Raw genomic sequence first — 17038 nt, 5'->3', positions numbered from 1 at the left:
GGGCATACTCCCGTCCACGCCCTCAGGGGGGGCGGGACCAGGGGGTCGCCAGCATGGACGAACAGGACACGGGCGCGTTGCCGCCCGCGCGCAGTCGTACGATCAAGTACCTGCCGAACAGCGACATCATCGAAGTGCGCTACGCGGGCGAAGTCAGCTACGACTTCCGCATCGGCACGATCGATGCGCTGGGGCGGATGACGCCGGCCGGTGGGTTCCGGCGCTTGCTGATCAATTACACGTCGGCGTGGCCGATCGCGACGCCGGAGCCGAAGGCCGTCGCGGAATTCGGCGCGCGCATGGGGCGGCTGGCATTCACCACCGATGCGCGCGTGGCGTTGGTCAATGCGCCGACCGACGTGCAGGTGCAGACGAATGAAGTGCTGACGCAGGGTGGATTCGTGTTCCGGCAGTTCGATGACCGGGTGCAGGCGGTGGCGTGGTTGCTGGCCGAACGTACGGCGTAGCAGGCGTCACGCACACCCTTACTGCCGCGTCCCCCGCGCCGAATCCCCCACCATCGCCCGCACCAGGCGCCGCACCTTCGACACGAAGCGCGCATCCGCGGCGCGCTTTTCCATGTCCGGTGCAAATGCCGCCGCACCCACGCCGCCGTTGATCCGCAACGCCAGCGCATACAACTGGTCCTCCAGCGCGCGCCCGCGTTCGCGGATGGAATGCACGCGTTCGAACGTCACCATCGGGCCCGCGCGCTTCGCGTCGGCCATCGCGGCGTCGTATTCGGCCTCGAGGGCGTCGAGGGACTGGTGGAAATTCAGGACGAACTGGTCCATCGCATCGTTGGCATCCGACATGGCACTCCTCCGGCTTCGAGTGCGCGAAAGCCTGTCACTGGCCGGCGGCGCGCCGCATCGTCCCGGTGGGCAAAACGCGGTGCCGTCGGGCCGATCCTCACGCCATGGCCGTTGCCGGCCGGCTCTGGCGTAACCACAGGGACGGACCGGGGACGAACGGACGCATGAGCGGCAATCTGTTCGCCGAACTGAAGCGGCGCAAGGTCATCAAGGTCGGCGCCGTCTACCTGGTGTCGGCATGGGTGGCCGTGCAGGCGGCTAGCATCGTCCTCCCCGCGTTCGACGCCCCGCCTTGGGCGCTGCGCGTCTTCATCCTCATGGCGTTGCTCGGCTTCCCGATCGCCCTCGTGCTGACGTGGGTGCTCGACCTCACGCCCGAGGGCATGCGGCTGGATGCGTCGCCGGTGGGGAACAAGCGCGTCATCGCCGTCGCGCTCGGGCTCGCGGCGCTGGCTGTGGGCTGGTACTTCGTCGGGCAGCCCAGCGTGCGGCCGGGGCAAGCGGTGGTCGACGCCAAGCCCGCGCCGATCGTCGACGACAAGTCGATCGCGGTGCTCGCCTTCACCGACCTCAGCCCGAAGCACGACCAGGAATATTTCTCCGACGGCATGTCGGAGGAGATCCTCAACGCGCTCGCGCAGATCCGTGACTTGCGCGTCGCGGGGCGGACGTCGTCGTTCTCGTACAAGGGACGCAACGTGGACCTGCGCACGATCGGCCAGGCGCTGGGTGTCGCGCATGTGCTGGAGGGATCGGTGCGCACGCAGGGCAATCGCGTGCGCATCACCGCGCAACTCGTGCGCAGCAAGGACGGCATGCACCTGTGGTCGAAGCAGTTCGACGGCGACCTGTCGGATGTCTTCAAGTTGCAGGACCAGATCGCGCATGCGATCGCGGACGCACTGCAGGTGACGTTGATCGGGGAGCAGAAGTCGCAGTTGGTGGCCGAATCGACCACCAGCCCCGAGGCCTACCAGCTGTACCTGCGCGCCACCGACGTCATGAACAAGCGTGACTACGCGCATGCGAAGGAGGCGATCGCGTGGCTGGAGCAGGCCATCGCGCTGGATCCGAAATTCGCGCGCGCGCATGCACGGCTGGCGCTGGCGCAGATGACGGTGAACGTCCGTGACCCGGATCGCGGTCGGCAAGCCGAGCAACACGCGCGTGCGGCCATGGCGATGGACCCGACGCTGGCCGAACCGGTGTACGCGCTGGGCCTGGAACTGTGGCGCATGGAACGGCGCTTCACCGAGGCACGCACTTATCTCGATCGCGCGGTGCAGATGCAACCGCAGGACGCGTCGGCGCACATGTACCTGGGGCAATGGTTCATCGTCACCGGTTACACGAAGCAAGGCATCGCGGAGCTGGACCGCGCGATCGCCATCGATCCGATGTTGCCGAATGCGGTCAACTGGCGTGCCTCGCAGTCCATGTATGCGGGCGACCTGGACAAGGCGGAGATGTTGTTCACGCAGTCCGATGCGCTCGGACTGTCGTTCGCCAAGGCCGGCCTGGGGGAAGTCATGCGCGCGCGCGGCGATGTCGCTGCGGCGCGGCAACTGGTGGCGGCGACGTGGAAGCAGAATCCGACGCCGTGCGGCACTGCGGGCCCGGTGGACTTCGACACGCTGCTGGCGGGCACCATCGGCGGCGATGCCAATGCGCAGGCGCGCGCGCTGAAGATCATCGACGACTGCCTGGCGACGAAACCTGACGTCGTGCCTGCGTGGGCCGTCGTCTCGCTGATGCGATTGCACCAGTATTCGCGCGCGCTGGCGTTGTTCGGCGGGCGCGTGTCGCAGGACGATGCCGGCATCGTGTTCCGCATCTGGTCGCCGGAGGATGCCCCGATGCGGCAGCTGCCGGAATTTCCCGAACTCGCGCGCAACATCGGGTGGGTGGATGCCTGGGAGCGGTTTGGGCCGCCGGATGCATGCACGCGGGTTGCAGTTCGTGACTATCGGTGCCGCTGAGTGACGAAGCCTGGTGCGCATTCGCACGATCTGAACGATGCGGGGTCAATGCTGTGGCCGCTTGCACCCCCCGGTGCAGAGGACGACCCATGAGCAACCCCATCGAAAGCCTGCTCCAGCAGATCACCGGCCAGGGCGGCGCACCGTTGCCGCCGGAAGCGCGCGACCAGTTCCAGCAGATCGCGCAGAACGCCTCGCCCGACGAACTCAGCCAGGGCATGAACGCGGCGTTCCAGTCCGACCAGACCCCGCCGTTCGCGCAGATGGTCGCGCAGCTGTTCGGCCACGCGGACAACCAGCAGAAGACCGGGATGCTGAGTACGTTGCTCGGCGCGTTGGGCGGCGGCGCCACGCATCCGGCGCTGACGCAGGCGGGCATTTCCAGCCCGGAACAAGCGACGCAACTGTCCACCGACCAGGTGCAGCAGATCGCGACGCAGGCCGAACAAGCCAACCCCGGCATCGTGCAGCAGATGAGCGACTTCTACGCCAAGCATCCGCAGCTGGTGCAGTCGCTGGGTGCGGCGGCGATGGCGATCGTGTTGGGGCGGATGCGGTCGCGTCACTGACGGCGTTGGCGCTTCGATAGGAGCAGCTCACCCTGACTTCATGTTTCCGACATTGCCCGCGCACATGGCGCGGGCAACCTGGGCGCCCTCTTCCACCTGATGGGCACCATGACGAAAAGACGAACGCATGCTGGCAAGGCGCTGGCGGCCGCACTCGTGATTCCGTGCGCCTCGGAAGCCTGGCTGCTGTGCACGTATGACTATTTCAGTGCCGACGGGACTCCGGATAACGCGCTGATTCACAGCTTGCCGTTCATGGCGATCTTCGCGTCGGTGCTGAGTTGCGTGGCGCTGATTGGGTTCCAGGCATTCGGCAAGTACCTCCTGGGTCAGAGTGCGCCGTCGATCGCGTCGCCCATGGTGTTTGCTGCACTGGCGGCGTTACCGGTCCCGGCGTGGATGTTCTGGGCGATGTCCGGGTGGTCAGACCCGCCGCCCAGCACGGGCGCGACGGCGGGATTCGTTTGGGTGTTTCTGTTCGTCAGCTCGGTGCCGGGCGCGCTCACACAATGGGTGCTGATTGGTCGCGATCGGATTACTTCGGCGGCGGACGGCAGTCCTTCGGCTTGCTGATGTTCCGCGTTTTTTTGGCCCGTCCCGCCGATCGCTGGGAACGCCACCTTGCTTGCGGGACCACACACGGGATGCATAAGCTCGACGCATCCCGCGACTGGTGGTGAACGGATGCCCTGCGCTGCCGACCGTTTCAAGGCGCTGATCGAGGCCAACGCGCAGGAGATTGTCCGGCTGAACGCGCGCATCAAGGACACATTCGCGCATCGCGGCGAGAGCGCGGAGCAGGAAAGCGCGTGGCGGTCCGCGTGTGCTGACTTCCACGCCCGCTATGACGCACTCGCGTTTCCAGGCGGACTCGACGGCGCGTTCGACCGCCTGCTGGCGGGCGATCCGGACACGATGGAAGCAACCGTCTGTTTCCTTGGAAGTGCGGCCGTATTTCTTTCGCTCGGGTTACATGTTCGATGCGTTCTTGCGCACGGCGAAGCGCGCGCCGCTCACCGAGGACCAGCGTGATCGGCTGGCGCTGGTCGCCCGGGCGGCCGCTGCGTGGAAGGCGCGCGATCGGATAGGCTGAGGCCCATGATCTGCATTCGCGCGAATCTCGTCTCTGGCCCGGCGCATGCACGCTTTCCACCCGGCACCAAGGTCGGGGCCCTGCTGTTTGTCCAAGCCGACGATGACGCCACGGCCGAGGACATCGCGGGCAAATCCCTCGCCGCACTCGGCTGGGCCAGCCTGGAGACCGAGCGCCTCAAGACCATCACGGACTACGCGCAGTTCGACGCGCGCGACGACGTTGTCGGGGAAGCCTTTCGTGACGCAAGGTCATCCGGCTTCGGCCACATCCTCTTTCCGGAACCGGGCGCCTGACCCGGGAGGGCTCGCACATGCGCATGGGACTGGCCGGATTCTTGATGCTCGCGATTGGCGCGGCACTCGGCGCGGCCGGCTACTTCTATCTCGAGAATCCACTTTGGCTATGGGTGCCGGGTGGCCTCATGGTGCTGGTCGGATTGGCGCTGTTGAGCGGTGCGCGGGAATCGGCCTTGTCGCGTTTCAGGCATCGCATCTCGGACAGCTATGACCGCACCGGCGATGGCCGCGAAAAATAGAAGACGACGATCGCGACGCACATTGCGTACAGGAACGCGATGGGCAGCCCGATGCCCACGTACAGCGGGTCGAGATAGCCCGACTGCAGCCAGCCCTGGCCGGTGAGCACGACACAGAAGCCCACCACCGCGCCGAGCAGCGACAGCATATGAAAGCCGAACGCGGCCCGGAAGGCGATCGCCATCGCGACGACCGACAGGGTGCCGATGATCGCCACCGTCAAATCGCCGGCACCCATCAGGGGCGTCCAAAGCAGCCCTGCGGATAGCGTTGCAGCGCCGACTGCGAGGCTCCACCGCAGCGCTGGATGGCGAGCAGCGGGCGTCATGTCTCAGTTGCCCCGCGCCGCCGCTTCGATCTTCGCAACATCCAACTTGCACATCGGCAGGAACGCCTGCGTCACACGATCGATCACCGCGCGATCCCCCGATGCCATGATCGCGTTCATCGACGCCGGCACGATCTGCCACGACACGCCGAAGCGATCCTTGCACCAGCCGCACTGCTCGGCCTCCGGCACGCTCGACAGCTGCGCCCAATATCGATCGATCTCCGCCTGGTCGCGGCAGGGAACGACGAACGAAATCGCTTCGTTGAACCCGAACCCGTGCGCGTGCCCGCTGTCCATCGCGGCGAACCAGTTGCGCTCGCCCAGGCGGAAGTCGGAATACATCACCGTGCCCGCGCGGTCCGGGTCCATGCCGGCGGGATACGGGATCAACAGGCCGGCCTGCGAAACGTCGAACACCGAACGATAGAACGCGCCCGCCGCCTCCGCCTGGCCGTACGCAGCGCCGGTGAACAACAGCGACGGCACGATCATCGGCCTGGGCGCCGCGGCCGCATCCACGAGCATCAACTGCCACGACACGCCGAAGCGATCCTGCACCCAGCCGTAGCGCGCGCTGAAGGGATACGCGTCCAGCGCCATCAACGCCTGCCCGCCGTCGACCAGCTGCGCCCACAACGCATCGAGGTGCGCGCGCGCATCGGCATCGCGCGAAGGATCGAAGTGCACGAAGAACGAGATCGACGGATTCAGCGGGAAGAGCGGACCGGCGCTGATGGCCATGAAGGGCTGGCCGGCGAGCGTGAACGAGACGATGTCGCAATCGCCGGACGGCGTGTCATGCAGGGTGGTGACGGAATCGATTGACGCGTCCGGGAAGACGCGGCAGTAGAACTCGGCCGCTTCGCGCGCCTGGGTGTCGAACCACAGGTGGGGGGTGATGGGGTGGGCCAGGGGCATGGGAGGTGCTCCGTGGGGTGGATGCGGGGTTTAGCTTGCAGGTGATTTGTTGGGTGTTGGTGCTGATTTTTGTGGTCGTCACCAAACCAAGCCGGGTCCCGGCCCCAACTACAGCGGCAACTTGCCAATCAGGTGCGAAAAAAACATTGCGCTCGTGTAGGCCGCATATTTCTGCCAGTCGTCAGACTTGCTTGCATCTGCGTAGTCGCAAACTGATTTCAGAACGATTGCGCCGCATTTACAGGATTCCGCTGCCGCCATCACGGCATAAGCTTCCATCTCAATTCCAAGAACATCTCTGTTCTGATCAACGATTCCCTCCACGAGCCCTTCGTGCGCAAGAACGCTCGCCCCCGTTGCCATCGGGCCAGCGTGCACCGAGAACTCACCTGCGGGCATTGCTGCCGTCCAGCCTGCTCGGATCTTCTGCCGAACTTCCAGCTCCTCACCAACATCCCGCGCAATCTCGAGCAACGTTGGGTCGAGAGTGCTTTGAAGTGCCCCTGTCTTGAAGACAACAGATCCGGACTCATCCTGCGTGTGCTTGCCACTTCCCCAATCCCATGTCGAGCTCGCGACAATTACATCACCAAGATTGGTCTTCCCAGGAATTCCTGCGCAAATACCAAGCATCACCAGATATTTCGGTTTTAGCTTAGTTGCGACTTTTGCCGCTACTGCCGCGGAAGCCGACATCCCCTTTCGACTTGCAGCTACAGCGACGACTTTAATGGACCTGCCGTCAGTGGTCGCAACCCCAAAGTGATACGTAGATGGATCGCCCGGGAATCTTTTACGTTGCCACCCATAGTCAAGGGCAAGCACCTCGCTGAGCTCGGGAGTTCTCATTGCGGTAATCACCGCAACGTCAACGTCTGTTGATCCCTCTGACTTCACGTGCCTATACACGAGCCGCGCCCTGGCCGCGAGGAAGGGCCGCCAGATCTCTGACGCTGGATGAACCTCGCAGAGCTCAACTCCTCGCGCATTTGCCTCTGCACGAGATTCTTCCAACTTATCTTCCTTCGCAGTAATAAACAAAATACTGCGTGGGATGTAAATCTGATCATCGATGCTGATCAGGTCATAGAAATCAAAGCCGGCCATCGGCGACGGGCCAGTATCCAGCGCATCTGGCAAGCTCACATCGATCAACACCAGGTCAAACCGTTCGGATTGCAGGAGTCTGCGAGCAGAGGCGGCGTCCGTCCGGCTCTCAATGTGTATTGGAAGGCCCAACTTATTGAGCTCCGTCGAGATGGCAACGACTTTTTCGTGCTCGTCATCGACCACCAATACTCGCAAAGTCGTCATCGTTTGATCTTCCCAATCATCGACCGAAGCGTTGATCTCCAGCCTTCCTTTGCTTGGCTGTATTGCACGAGTCCAACAAAGGTCTTGGAGAAGTCCCTTTGAAGTTGTTTTGCCAAGTCCCCGACCGACATGCGGCCAGCACCTTCGCCAAGAATGTCAAACATGGTGATCACAATCGTTGGCACGGTGATCGCCCTCAACTTCATCTGCGCTAATAGATCTCGGCCCGCAAAATGTTCAGGTGCACCGCCCTCCGGTTCATCTTCGGCCGCGTCAAAAGTCGGCATTGTCATGTCCAACAACATTACGTCGAACGAAGACGACTCCTTACTGGAAATCTGCATCAGTTGAGAGAGTGCCGCATCGAACGACTTAGCAACGATCACCTCTTGCGCCAAGCGCTCCTTAAAAAGGAAATCCTCAAGGCGCCGCGCCTTCTCTGGGTCGTCCTCAACTAACAGGATTCTCATCAGCGTAGTCCTCTAGCTCGAACGCAAAGAAAACTTCAAATCCAGCCCCGGAGAAACCGAAGTCAAGCTCAGGCCTTCTATAGAAAGGCGAATTGATCGTCCGCCACAATTTGTGCATACCGCTTCCCCCTTCGGCCTGAGCTTTGCTTCGGGAGTCCGCCTCACCAAGTACAGCTTTGATTTTCGCGAGCCTTGCAATGTCATTAGGCGCGGGCAGGTCAGCTGCCACATTGTTCGAAACTCGCGCGGCAAATGATGGTCCTTGCAGGCGAATTTCAACTCGAATATTGAGCTCTTCAGGTACTAGCCCAGAATGCGCGAGTGCGTTGCTTAGCAGCCCATAGAAGGCATCAACCATTCCATCAAGCGTTCTTCCCGGCATCACCTGGCCAAAGGATTCACACTGAACGTCGACGTCGGGAACGCCGGCATGCTCGGGTAGAGTCTTCTTCGTGATGTTCGAAGCCACTTCAACGGCGAACGATGGAAAATAGTCCTCTCGGTAGTAAACCGTGCTTCGCTTGAACCACCCGGATACCTCGTGCAACTTCAATTGCGAGGCGGTGTTCGCCCGAAGTATGGCGTTCCTGAGTTCCAGAACCCCCTGAACCTGAGGAACTCCATCCAACGAATGAGAAAGGCGATCGAATGCGTCAGCGAATTGATCCTTGACGGAACTCTCAAGCGTTTGCTGCACGCGAAGGAGGTTCTGATCTGTCTTGGCCCACAGAGTGTCGATGCACACGTCAATGAAGTCATCGATGTTGTCAAGCTGTCTAAGCTGATGCCTTAGAAACATTCGCTCGGTATTTGAAGATCGATAGACCAACAACGCCTCGCTCTTTTCCCCGCGCGCGGTTCCGTGCATAACGCGCACTTGGACGAGGTCGTTTCTTATATGCCCGATGATGCTGTCATATGTACGTGTGAATTGGTCCAGCGCGCCCAGGACAGCCTCGCGCTCAGTCGCATTCAGTCCGTCAAGTTTGTCCTCCCAGTAGCTATTGGGGTAATAGCCCTCTCCGGACTCTTTCTTTGTTGAGACTAAGTGCTCATCTGCGACGGGCTTTCGGAGTGCATTGCTGAGTCTTCCGTGCCGAACGCGCGTACTCAAGTATGCGTTCAGTCCGTGATCTCCCTTCACGAACTCATTGGTGATATCGGTGTAAAGCGAATCAAACTGAGCGTCGACTTCAGCGTTAGATTCGTCACTCATGATGTGAATCGAGGAGAGGAGATCTCCAACCGAGCGCTTCGAACTGAGACTAATTTCTTCTAGTGACTCGCCGAGGTCGGCGATAAATCGATCTGCCGGAGAAGGGCTCGGTCGCTCGAGTGAGCGAAACCGCGCATAGGCGCCACCCAAGCGTGCCCTCAGCGTAGTCTTGATTGCCTCAATATCCACGTACACCTTGGATTGCTCGACGAGGGTTGTCCCCTTTGCAATTTCCTGGCGCTTTACCCGATCCTTGATTTCACCGTTGTAGTCCGCCGCATTCTCGGCATCAATTGACGCCAAGTATCGACAGACTTGGATTCTTGCTTCCTCGATCTGAGCAGAGCTTCTGTAGATCGTGGTCTGTCTCATTACTTCCGGCAGCCATACATGGCGCAGATACGCAATCTCCCGATCCTTTCCGATCGGAGGTTGCAACTCGGAGAGGTCCGAAGCAATTTTGATCGAGTTGTCTTCTTGGAAGTTCTCAAACGCAAATCGCAGGTGCGAGAGCTTCGCGCCCGGATACAAGGTGTTGTGTATTCCGAACAGAATTGGAAGGTCGATTGATTGCGGCCACGTAGACGGTTCTTCGAGCCTGTCAACGAGCTTTCCGACCGGTATGACGGAGGGAACAGAGTCGTTCGCCAAGTACGCATCAACCGCCGCCTTGGTGGCTCGCTCCAGATCGCCAAGTTGCTCTGCCGCTAGCGCTTGTAGCGACGATACCCGAGACTGAATTTCTCTGGACTTGATCGCGACCTGCATCAACGCCGATTCGGCAGAGGTGGCGTCATTTGCCGCCAACGAATGTCTTGCTAAATACGTGAGGCGGCGGTTTGGACTCAATCCGCCTTCCGACGCGACCCCCAACAGGAGAGCGTCCATCGCATTCCCAGTCCACCCATACAGCTCCTTAAATTCGTTTCTGAGTGCGTCGCTTGATTTTCCCCTGGCTCCGATTCGTGCGAGAGGGGAAGGGCGAACATCCATTAGGAAAACGCGCCTCAAGCTTGGAACCGTTACAGTCGCCGTCTCTTCGCGCAGACAGTCCACGGCAATTTGCCTTACCTGCAAGGCCCAGTCGTGGGAATAAAACTGCAGGGACATGGCGATAATGTCCGCAGCACTCGCATATGCCTTCTCGCTGAGCTTGAAGACTTCTATCAGGCTCGCTTTTGCGCGGTCGAGTATCGGATACCCGAGTTCTGTGGAAGTCCCAGCCCTCACATCCGACTTCGCCAGCACCGCCAGCGCAATCATGTCCAACGGATCGGAATTGAGATGACGAACTGCAGCTTCAGAAACGGCCGAATAGTCCGACTTAAAAAACAGCTCTAGAACGCGTGCTCGGCTTTCCGAGCTAACGCTGCTGGCGACAACAACTCCCACAGCGCGAAGCAAGGGAACAATGCGCTGATCGCGTGTCCGCTTATAGAGAACATCCAGGGATTGACGAAGCGCAAATCCTGCCAGCTCAACGAACGAGTCGATCGCACACAGCCACACCAGAGATTTCAGCAACGTCTCATAGTGATCAATGACGCTCGAGTTTGCCTCGAAATTTAAGGTTGGCGCGATTGCGTCATATTCCGGGCTCGGAAGGTCCAGAATCTTGGTGATTAGGTATTTGTCGACGTCGTGGCCACCGACGGGATCTAACAGTCTTGAGAGTTCATCTCTGACCTTGACGGACTCGCCCTTTGCCTTGACCCTGGCCGCGGCGAAATGAAAGATCACTTGAGCGAGAGAGCGCGCCTCGAGCTCATCGTAGATTTGCGCCTCCATCGAGCGGAGTTGTTCAGTCCCCTCTAGGTCCGCAACCAATATCCGATTTTCAAGTAACCACTGGGAGTATCCGAAGTCCTGCTGGATACTTGAGAGCGATGCTTGTGCCGATTCAAAGTCGGAACTTACGACTTGATGCTCGAACTGCAGCCTATTGGCAACGAACCGACTGAGGTCCGCGCCGTAGAATGCGCAACGGTTTATAGCCCAAATTACCTCGGAAACAGTTGAGGTCGCGGGAGCCCGGACTTTTGTTGAAAATATCTGAGCCGGACCAGATGGAAATGCTGGCCCATGGATCGATTCCAAAACTTGGCGCGATCCAAATATCGACTGGAAATTTCTAACTTGCTCTGCCGGCGAGTGAAAGCGCTTGAAATTGTGGACTGCCAGTACGCGACGATCCGGTCCGCTTCTTGCCTCCGCAATGAGCTGATGTACTGAAACCTTCCCCGACGTCCTTTTCGCCATCTCTTGCCCCTGATCCGTTGCTCGAGCCCGTCACGCGTTTACGGGATTTCCTCTATTCACGTCCAACTTATAGAGGTTAATTGCCCGAGCCACATCCTTCCCCGCCATCTTGCCTTCTTGTGCAAGCGCAGCAATCGCAGCGTGGGCGATGTAATACCGGTCGACCTCAAAGTGCCTACGCAAATTGGCACGCGTATCGGACCGGCCGAATCCATCCGTGCCCAGGACCGTGTAATGCCCCGGCACAAACGCACGGATCTGATCCGCAAACGCTCGCACGTAATCCGTCGCAGCAATCGCGGGACCTTGGCGCCCCTGCAGTAGCGAGGTGACATACGGTGTCCGAGAATTTTTCTCGGGGTTCAATCGATTCCACCGCTCGGCATCGAACCCATCCCGACGCAATTCATTGAAGCTCGGGCAACTCCAGATATCACTCGTCACCCCGAAGTCCTTATCCAGCAACTCCGCCGCCGCAATCGCTTCGCGCAAGATCGTGCCGCTGCCCAACAACTGCACCCGCAACTCGCCCTTCTTCGGCTTGCCGGCGTCCTTCAGCAGATACATCCCCTTGATGATCCCTTCAGCGGCTCCCTCGGGCATTTCCGGGTGCGCGTAGTTTTCATTCATCAGGGTGAGATAGAAGTACTCGTCGCGCTGCTCTTCCAGCATGCGCTGCATGCCGTACTGCAGGATCACGGCGACTTCGTAGCCGAACGTGGGGTCGTAGCTGCGGCAATTCGGCACGGCGCCCGCGAGCAAATGCGAGTGGCCATCTTCGTGCTGCAGGCCTTCGCCGTTGAGCGTGGTGCGCCCCGCGGTGGCGCCCAGCAGGAAGCCGCGCGCGCGCATGTCCGCGGCCTGCCACGCGCTGTCGCCGATGCGCTGGAAGCCGAACATCGAGTAGTAGATGTAGAACGGCAGCATCGGCAGATCGTTGGTGCTGTAGCTCGTCGCGGCGGCCATCCAGCTGGAGAACGCGCCGGCTTCCGTGATGCCTTCTTCCAGCACCTGGCCGGCGGAGTCTTCGCGGTAGTACATCAACTGGTCGCGGTCGACGGGCTTGTACTTCTGCCCGTGCGGGGCGTAGATGCCCAGCTGGCGGAACATGCCTTCCATGCCGAAGGTGCGCGCTTCGTCTGCCACGATCGGCACGCAACGCGGGCCCACCTGCTTGTCGCGCAGGATGATCGCCAGGCTCTGCACGAACGCCATCGTGGTGCTGATCTCGCGCTCGCCGCTGCTCTTCAGCAGGCGGTCGAACACTTCCAGCTTCGGAGCAATGAGCGTTTCGGTGCTCTTGCGGCGGCGCTGCGGGAGGTAACCGTGCAGCGCCTTGCGGCGTTCGCGCAGGTATTCCACTTCCGGGCTGTTCGCGCCGGGGTGGAAGAACGGGACGGCGCTGTCCTTCAGCTGTGCGTCGGTGACCGGGATGTTGAAGCGGTCGCGGAAGATGCGGACTTCTTCGTCGTCGAGCTTCTTGGTCTGGTGCGTGGGGTTGAGCGCTTCACCCGCCGCGCCCATGCCGTAGCCCTTCACGGTCTTGGCGAGGATGACGGTGGGCATGCCCGTGGTCTTCATCGCAGCGTCGTAGGCGGCGTACACCTTGTGCGGGTCGTGGCCGCCGCGGTTGAGGCGCCAGATGTCGTCGTCGGAGAGGTTGGCCACCATCGCCGCCGTCTCCGGGTACTTGCCGAAGAAATGTTCGCGCGTGTACGCGCCGCCGAAGGCCTTGCAGTTCTGGTACTCGCCGTCGACGGTTTCCATCATCAGCTTCTTCAGCACGCCATGCGTGTCGCGCGCCAGGAGCGGATCCCAGTAGCTGCCCCAGATCAGCTTGATGACGTTCCAGCCGGCGCCGCGGAAGCTGCCTTCCAGTTCCTGGATGATCTTGCCGTTGCCGCGCACCGGGCCGTCCAGGCGCTGCAGGTTGCAGTTGATGACGAACACCAGGTTGTCGAGGCCTTCACGGCCGGCGACGGAGATCGCGCCCAGCGATTCGGGTTCGTCCGTTTCGCCATCGCCCAGGAAGCACCACACCTTGCGGTCGCTCTTGGGCATCAGGCCGCGGCCTTCCAGGTACTTCCAGTAACGCGCCTGGTAGATGGCGGCCAGCGGGCCGAGGCCCATCGACACGGTGGGCGTCTGCCAGTAATCGGGCATCAGCCACGGATGCGGATAGCTGCTGATGCCGCGGCCGTCCACTTCCATGCGGAAGTTGTCGAGCTGCGATTCGGTGATGCGGCCTTCCAGGAACGAACGCGCGTAGATGCCCGGCGAGCTGTGGCCCTGGATGTAGAGCAAGTCACCCGGATGGTCTTCGCTCGGCGCGCGCCAGAAATGGTTGAAGCCCACGTCGTACAACGTGGCGGCCGACGCGAAGGAGGCGATGTGGCCGCCCAGGTCGCCGGGCTTGCGGTTGGCGCGCACGACCATCGCGAGCGCGTTCCAGCGGATGATCGAACGGATGCGCCATTCCATCGCGGCATCGCCCGGGCTCTTGGCCTCGAGCTGCGGCGGGATGGTGTTGATGTATTCGGTGGTGGGCGCGAAGGGCAGGTGCGCGCCGGCGCGGCGCGTCATCTCCACCATGTGGTCCAGCAACTGGTGGGCGCGCTCGGCGCCTTCGTGGTCGATGACCGCCTTGAGCGACTCGACCCATTCGCGGGTCTCGGTGGGGTCGGGGTCGTTCTGCAGCAGGTCGTTCAGCCAGTTCATCGCGTGGGGGCTCCGCCCGGGGCGTGTCGCGCCTCGGTGCTTGGGGGTCGTAAATAGAGCCGGGATTCTAGCAAGCGGGTCCGGGGTGGGCCGCGACGCTTTCCTTCGAAACTAACGGCCGAGCTAGGATGCGGCCGATGGAACCCTTCGACGCCACCGCCGACGCGTCACTGCCCCGGATTTCCGTGGCCTTGTGCACGTACGACGGCGAGCGCCACCTGGCCCAGCTGCTCGACTCGGTGCTGGCGCAGACCGGGGTGGTGCTGGAGGTGGTGGCGCTGGATGACGCGTCGAGCGACGGCACGGTCGCCCTCCTCCAGGACTACGCGGCGCGCGATCCGCGGGTGCGCGTGGTGGTGAACGCGGAGAACCTCGGGCACCTGCGCAGTTTCGAAAAATGCATGGGGCTGTGCGAGTACGAGCTCATCGCGCCGTGCGACCAGGACGATGTGTGGGCGCCGGGCAAGCTGGCGCGGCTCGCGCGCGCGATCGCGATCGCGGACATGGCGTACTGCGATTCGGCGTACATCGATGAAGACGGACGGCCGCTGGGTCGGCGCGTGTCGGACGATCTGCGCGTGATGCATTCGGGGCACGATCCGCTGCGCTTCGCCTTCCAGAACACGGCCAGCGGGCACGCGATGCTGGTGCGCCGCGAGGTGTTCGAACGTGCGCGGCCGTTCCCGGCGCAGCTGTACCACGACTGGTGGCTGGCGTTGATCGCGGCGAGCGGGCGCGGCGTGGCGTATGTCGATGAAGCGCTGGTGCAGTTCCGCCGGCATGCGGACGCGGCGTCGCCGATGGGCAAGGCGCACAAGGGCGACGGGGCGCATCGCAAGGTGAAGCGGTTCCGTTCGCGCAATCGCAAGTGGGTGGAGCAGCGGTTGTATGTGTTCGATGCGCTGGCGCAGCGCGACGAGCCGGTGCAGGAACGCGCGCTCGCCTGGCACCTCGCGTTGCGCGAAGCGATGTCCGGCCGGATGTTGGCGTTGTGGCGGGTGACGTGGCGCACGCGCGCGTCGGTGCCGCCCTGGAGCGGGCCGCGCTGGCTGGCGGCGATCCGCTGTTACCTGCGCTGCGTGCGCAAGGTGTTGGGCGCGCGGCGCGAGAAAGGCTCAGCCGCCATCGGCGGTGTACGGCACTGACCAGCTGACGCGGGGCGGATCGGCGTAGGCCACGCGGTGGTGGTGCCAGCGCAGGTTGGGGTTGCCGGCGTCGGGGGCATCGGGGGCGTCGGACTTGGGTTTCTGGCCGGGATGCGTGCAGGTGACGCTGGGCACCCAGCGGTTGCGGCGCGTGCCGGTGGCCATGCGTAACGTCGTATCGACGATGGCGGTGTCGAAATCATCGCCACCCGACGTGAAGCCGCCGACGCTTTCGAACACGCGCCGCTGGAAGACGACGCACCCGCGGCCCAGGGCTTCGACATCCTGCGAGAGCGCGGCACGCCCGAAGTAACCGCCGGAGCGCGCGCGTCCGCCCTCCCCCCACGGCACCAGGCCGCCGTCGCTGCCGACCATCGCGGTGCCCACGACGTACTTCCCCGACACCACGCGCGGGCCCGCAGCGGCCACGCCGGGTTGCACCGCGTGCGCGATGAGCGGGTGCAGCGCGTTCCAGCTTTCGGGGAGGCAATCGGAATCGAGGAGCACGATCACGTCGGCGCGCAGCGATGCGATCAACGCATTGCATGCGCGCGGACGCACGCCGCCATGGGCGCGGTGCCAGCCGATGTGGGGCCAGCCGTGCGCGCGGGCGCGGGTGGAGATCACGTGGAGGTCGGCGGCGCCGGCGATGCGGCGCAATGCGCGGCGCAAGGTCCAGCGCCCGCCGACATCCAGCAGCACCATCGCGATCGACGGCCAGGGCATCGGCAGGTGGTACAGCACGTGGTAACTGCCATCGCGCAGGAACGCATCACCGCGCGCGTGCGTGCGGTTGAGGTGGTCCTGCAGCGCGCGCACGCCGGCATCCGGCGCGTACGGTTTGGCGGCGACATCGCTTGCGGTGCTTTGCGCATGCACGCGCCAGTGATAGAGCACGTGCGGGATGTGGACGATGCGCGCTGGCGTGCTGCGTTCGGTGCAGCGCAACGCGAGGTCGTAATCCTGCGAGCCTTCGAAGCCTGCGCGGAAGCCGCCGACTTCACGCACGAGCTGCGTGCGGTACACGCCCAGGTGCGAGATGTAGTTCTGGCCGCGCAGCAGTTCCGCGTTCCAGTTGCGCTTGAAATACGGGCCATGGCGGCGGCCGCGCGCGTCGATCTTGTCTTCGTCGGAATACAGCACGTCGGCGTCGGGCGTGCGCAGGATGGCTTCGGCGACGCAGAGCAGGGCGTGTTCGGGCAGGACGTCGTCGTGGTCCAGCAGCGCGATGTACGGTCCGGTCGCGAGGGCGAGCGCGGCATTCGACGACGCGCAGATGTGGCCGTTGCGCGCGCGCCAGTGCACGCGGATGCGCGCGTCCTGCGTCGCCGCTTGCGCGAGGATGTCGCGCACGCGCGGATCGGTAGACGCATCGTCCGCGATGCACAGTTCCCAGTTGACGTAGAGCTGCGCGCGCACCGAGTCGATGGCTTCCGCGAGCCACGCGGGGTTCGGGTCGAACACCGGCATCAGGATCGAAATGCGCGGCCCGTGCGTGATGCGCCGTGCGCGCTGCAGCAATCCCACGCGCGCGGCCTCGGTGATGGTGTCGTGCTTGCGCACCCATTGCGCGTATTCGGCATCGGTGCCCGCCGAGCGTTGGCCGCGGCGGGCATCGATGCGCGCGCGGTTCCACTCGCGCAATCGTTGGAGCATTCGGGTGTGGCCTTGC

Annotated in this window: 16 protein-coding genes; 8 read left to right on the top strand and 8 right to left on the bottom strand. The window is 62.8% G+C overall.

Going from position 1 to position 17038, the window contains the following annotated elements; translation table 11 throughout:
* Positions 1–53 precede the first annotated feature (53 nt).
* A complete protein-coding gene (locus LYSCAS_RS07595) occupies positions 54–467 on the top strand; it encodes a hypothetical protein (RefSeq protein ID WP_213437277.1) in 414 nt (137 codons plus the stop codon).
* A gap of 18 nt (positions 468–485) precedes the next feature.
* Here the strand turns inward: LYSCAS_RS07595 and LYSCAS_RS07590 are convergent, their stop codons facing one another.
* Positions 486–815, bottom strand: coding sequence for a hypothetical protein (locus LYSCAS_RS07590; RefSeq protein WP_213437275.1), 330 nt, complete (start codon positions 813–815; stop codon positions 486–488).
* Between the two features lie 164 nt (positions 816–979).
* On the opposite strand from LYSCAS_RS07590, the gene LYSCAS_RS07585 reads away from it, so the two are divergent.
* From LYSCAS_RS07585 to LYSCAS_RS07560, 6 genes are all read left to right on the top strand, one after another.
* Positions 980–2794: a hypothetical protein gene (locus tag LYSCAS_RS07585; protein WP_213437273.1), complete on the top strand. Its 1815-nt coding sequence runs from the start codon at positions 980–982 to the stop codon at positions 2792–2794.
* Between the two features lie 89 nt (positions 2795–2883).
* Positions 2884–3363 (top strand): hypothetical protein, encoded by a 480-nt coding sequence (locus LYSCAS_RS07580; protein ID WP_213437271.1) that lies wholly within the window; start codon positions 2884–2886, stop codon positions 3361–3363.
* Between the two features lie 99 nt (positions 3364–3462).
* Complete coding sequence (locus LYSCAS_RS07575; RefSeq protein WP_213437269.1) at positions 3463–3936, top strand: hypothetical protein; 474 nt, start codon at positions 3463–3465, stop codon at positions 3934–3936.
* A 111-nt stretch (positions 3937–4047) separates the two neighbouring features.
* Positions 4048–4395 (top strand): hypothetical protein, encoded by a 348-nt coding sequence (locus tag LYSCAS_RS07570; protein WP_213437267.1) that lies wholly within the window; start codon positions 4048–4050, stop codon positions 4393–4395.
* A 66-nt stretch (positions 4396–4461) separates the two neighbouring features.
* Entirely contained in the window at positions 4462–4752 is a 291-nt protein-coding gene (locus LYSCAS_RS07565) for a hypothetical protein (RefSeq protein WP_213437265.1), read from the top strand.
* A gap of 17 nt (positions 4753–4769) precedes the next feature.
* Positions 4770–4994 (top strand): hypothetical protein, encoded by a 225-nt coding sequence (locus tag LYSCAS_RS07560; RefSeq protein WP_213437263.1) that lies wholly within the window; start codon positions 4770–4772, stop codon positions 4992–4994.
* Here the strand turns inward: LYSCAS_RS07560 and LYSCAS_RS07555 are convergent.
* The 6 genes from LYSCAS_RS07555 to aceE all read right to left on the bottom strand — a co-directional run bounded on the left by LYSCAS_RS07555 (position 4961) and on the right by aceE (position 14221).
* Positions 4961–5233 carry a hypothetical protein gene (locus tag LYSCAS_RS07555; protein ID WP_213437261.1) on the bottom strand — a complete coding sequence of 91 codons (273 nt, stop codon included), beginning with the start codon at positions 5231–5233 and terminating at the stop codon, positions 4961–4963. The genes LYSCAS_RS07560 and LYSCAS_RS07555 overlap by 34 nt on opposite strands.
* 93 nt (positions 5234–5326) lie before the next feature.
* Positions 5327–6244, bottom strand: a complete 918-nt coding sequence (locus LYSCAS_RS07550; protein ID WP_213437259.1) for a VOC family protein — start codon at positions 6242–6244, stop codon at positions 5327–5329.
* 108 nt (positions 6245–6352) lie between these two features.
* Positions 6353–7558: a phosphorylase family protein gene (locus tag LYSCAS_RS07545; RefSeq protein ID WP_213437257.1), complete on the bottom strand. Its 1206-nt coding sequence runs from the start codon at positions 7556–7558 to the stop codon at positions 6353–6355.
* Positions 7555–8028: a hypothetical protein gene (locus LYSCAS_RS07540; protein WP_213437255.1), complete on the bottom strand. Its 474-nt coding sequence runs from the start codon at positions 8026–8028 to the stop codon at positions 7555–7557. Before LYSCAS_RS07540 ends, LYSCAS_RS07545 begins: the two co-directional genes overlap by 4 nt.
* Entirely contained in the window at positions 8009–11503 is a 3495-nt protein-coding gene (locus LYSCAS_RS07535; protein WP_213437253.1) for a hypothetical protein, read from the bottom strand. The genes LYSCAS_RS07540 and LYSCAS_RS07535 overlap by 20 nt, the downstream gene beginning before the upstream one ends.
* Before the next feature lie 30 nt (positions 11504–11533).
* Positions 11534–14221 (bottom strand): pyruvate dehydrogenase (acetyl-transferring), homodimeric type, encoded by a 2688-nt coding sequence (gene aceE, locus LYSCAS_RS07530; protein ID WP_213437251.1) that lies wholly within the window; start codon positions 14219–14221, stop codon positions 11534–11536.
* Between the two features lie 137 nt (positions 14222–14358).
* On the opposite strand from aceE, the gene LYSCAS_RS07525 reads away from it, so the two are divergent.
* On the top strand, positions 14359–15366 hold the full coding sequence (locus tag LYSCAS_RS07525) for a glycosyltransferase (RefSeq protein WP_213437249.1): 1008 nt from the start codon (positions 14359–14361) through the stop codon (positions 15364–15366).
* Here LYSCAS_RS07525 and LYSCAS_RS07520 read toward each other — a convergent pair.
* Entirely contained in the window at positions 15337–17022 is a 1686-nt protein-coding gene (locus tag LYSCAS_RS07520) for a glycosyltransferase family 2 protein (protein WP_213437247.1), read from the bottom strand. The two genes, LYSCAS_RS07525 and LYSCAS_RS07520, sit on opposite strands and share 30 nt — an antisense overlap.
* Positions 17023–17038 lie beyond the last annotated feature (16 nt).

It is taken from the genome of Noviluteimonas caseinilytica (assembly GCF_018406605.1).
GTDB lineage: Bacteria > Pseudomonadota > Gammaproteobacteria > Xanthomonadales > Xanthomonadaceae > Noviluteimonas > Noviluteimonas caseinilytica.
Note: the sequence above shows the minus strand (reverse complement) of the source record. Positions and strands in the feature narration are given on the sequence as shown.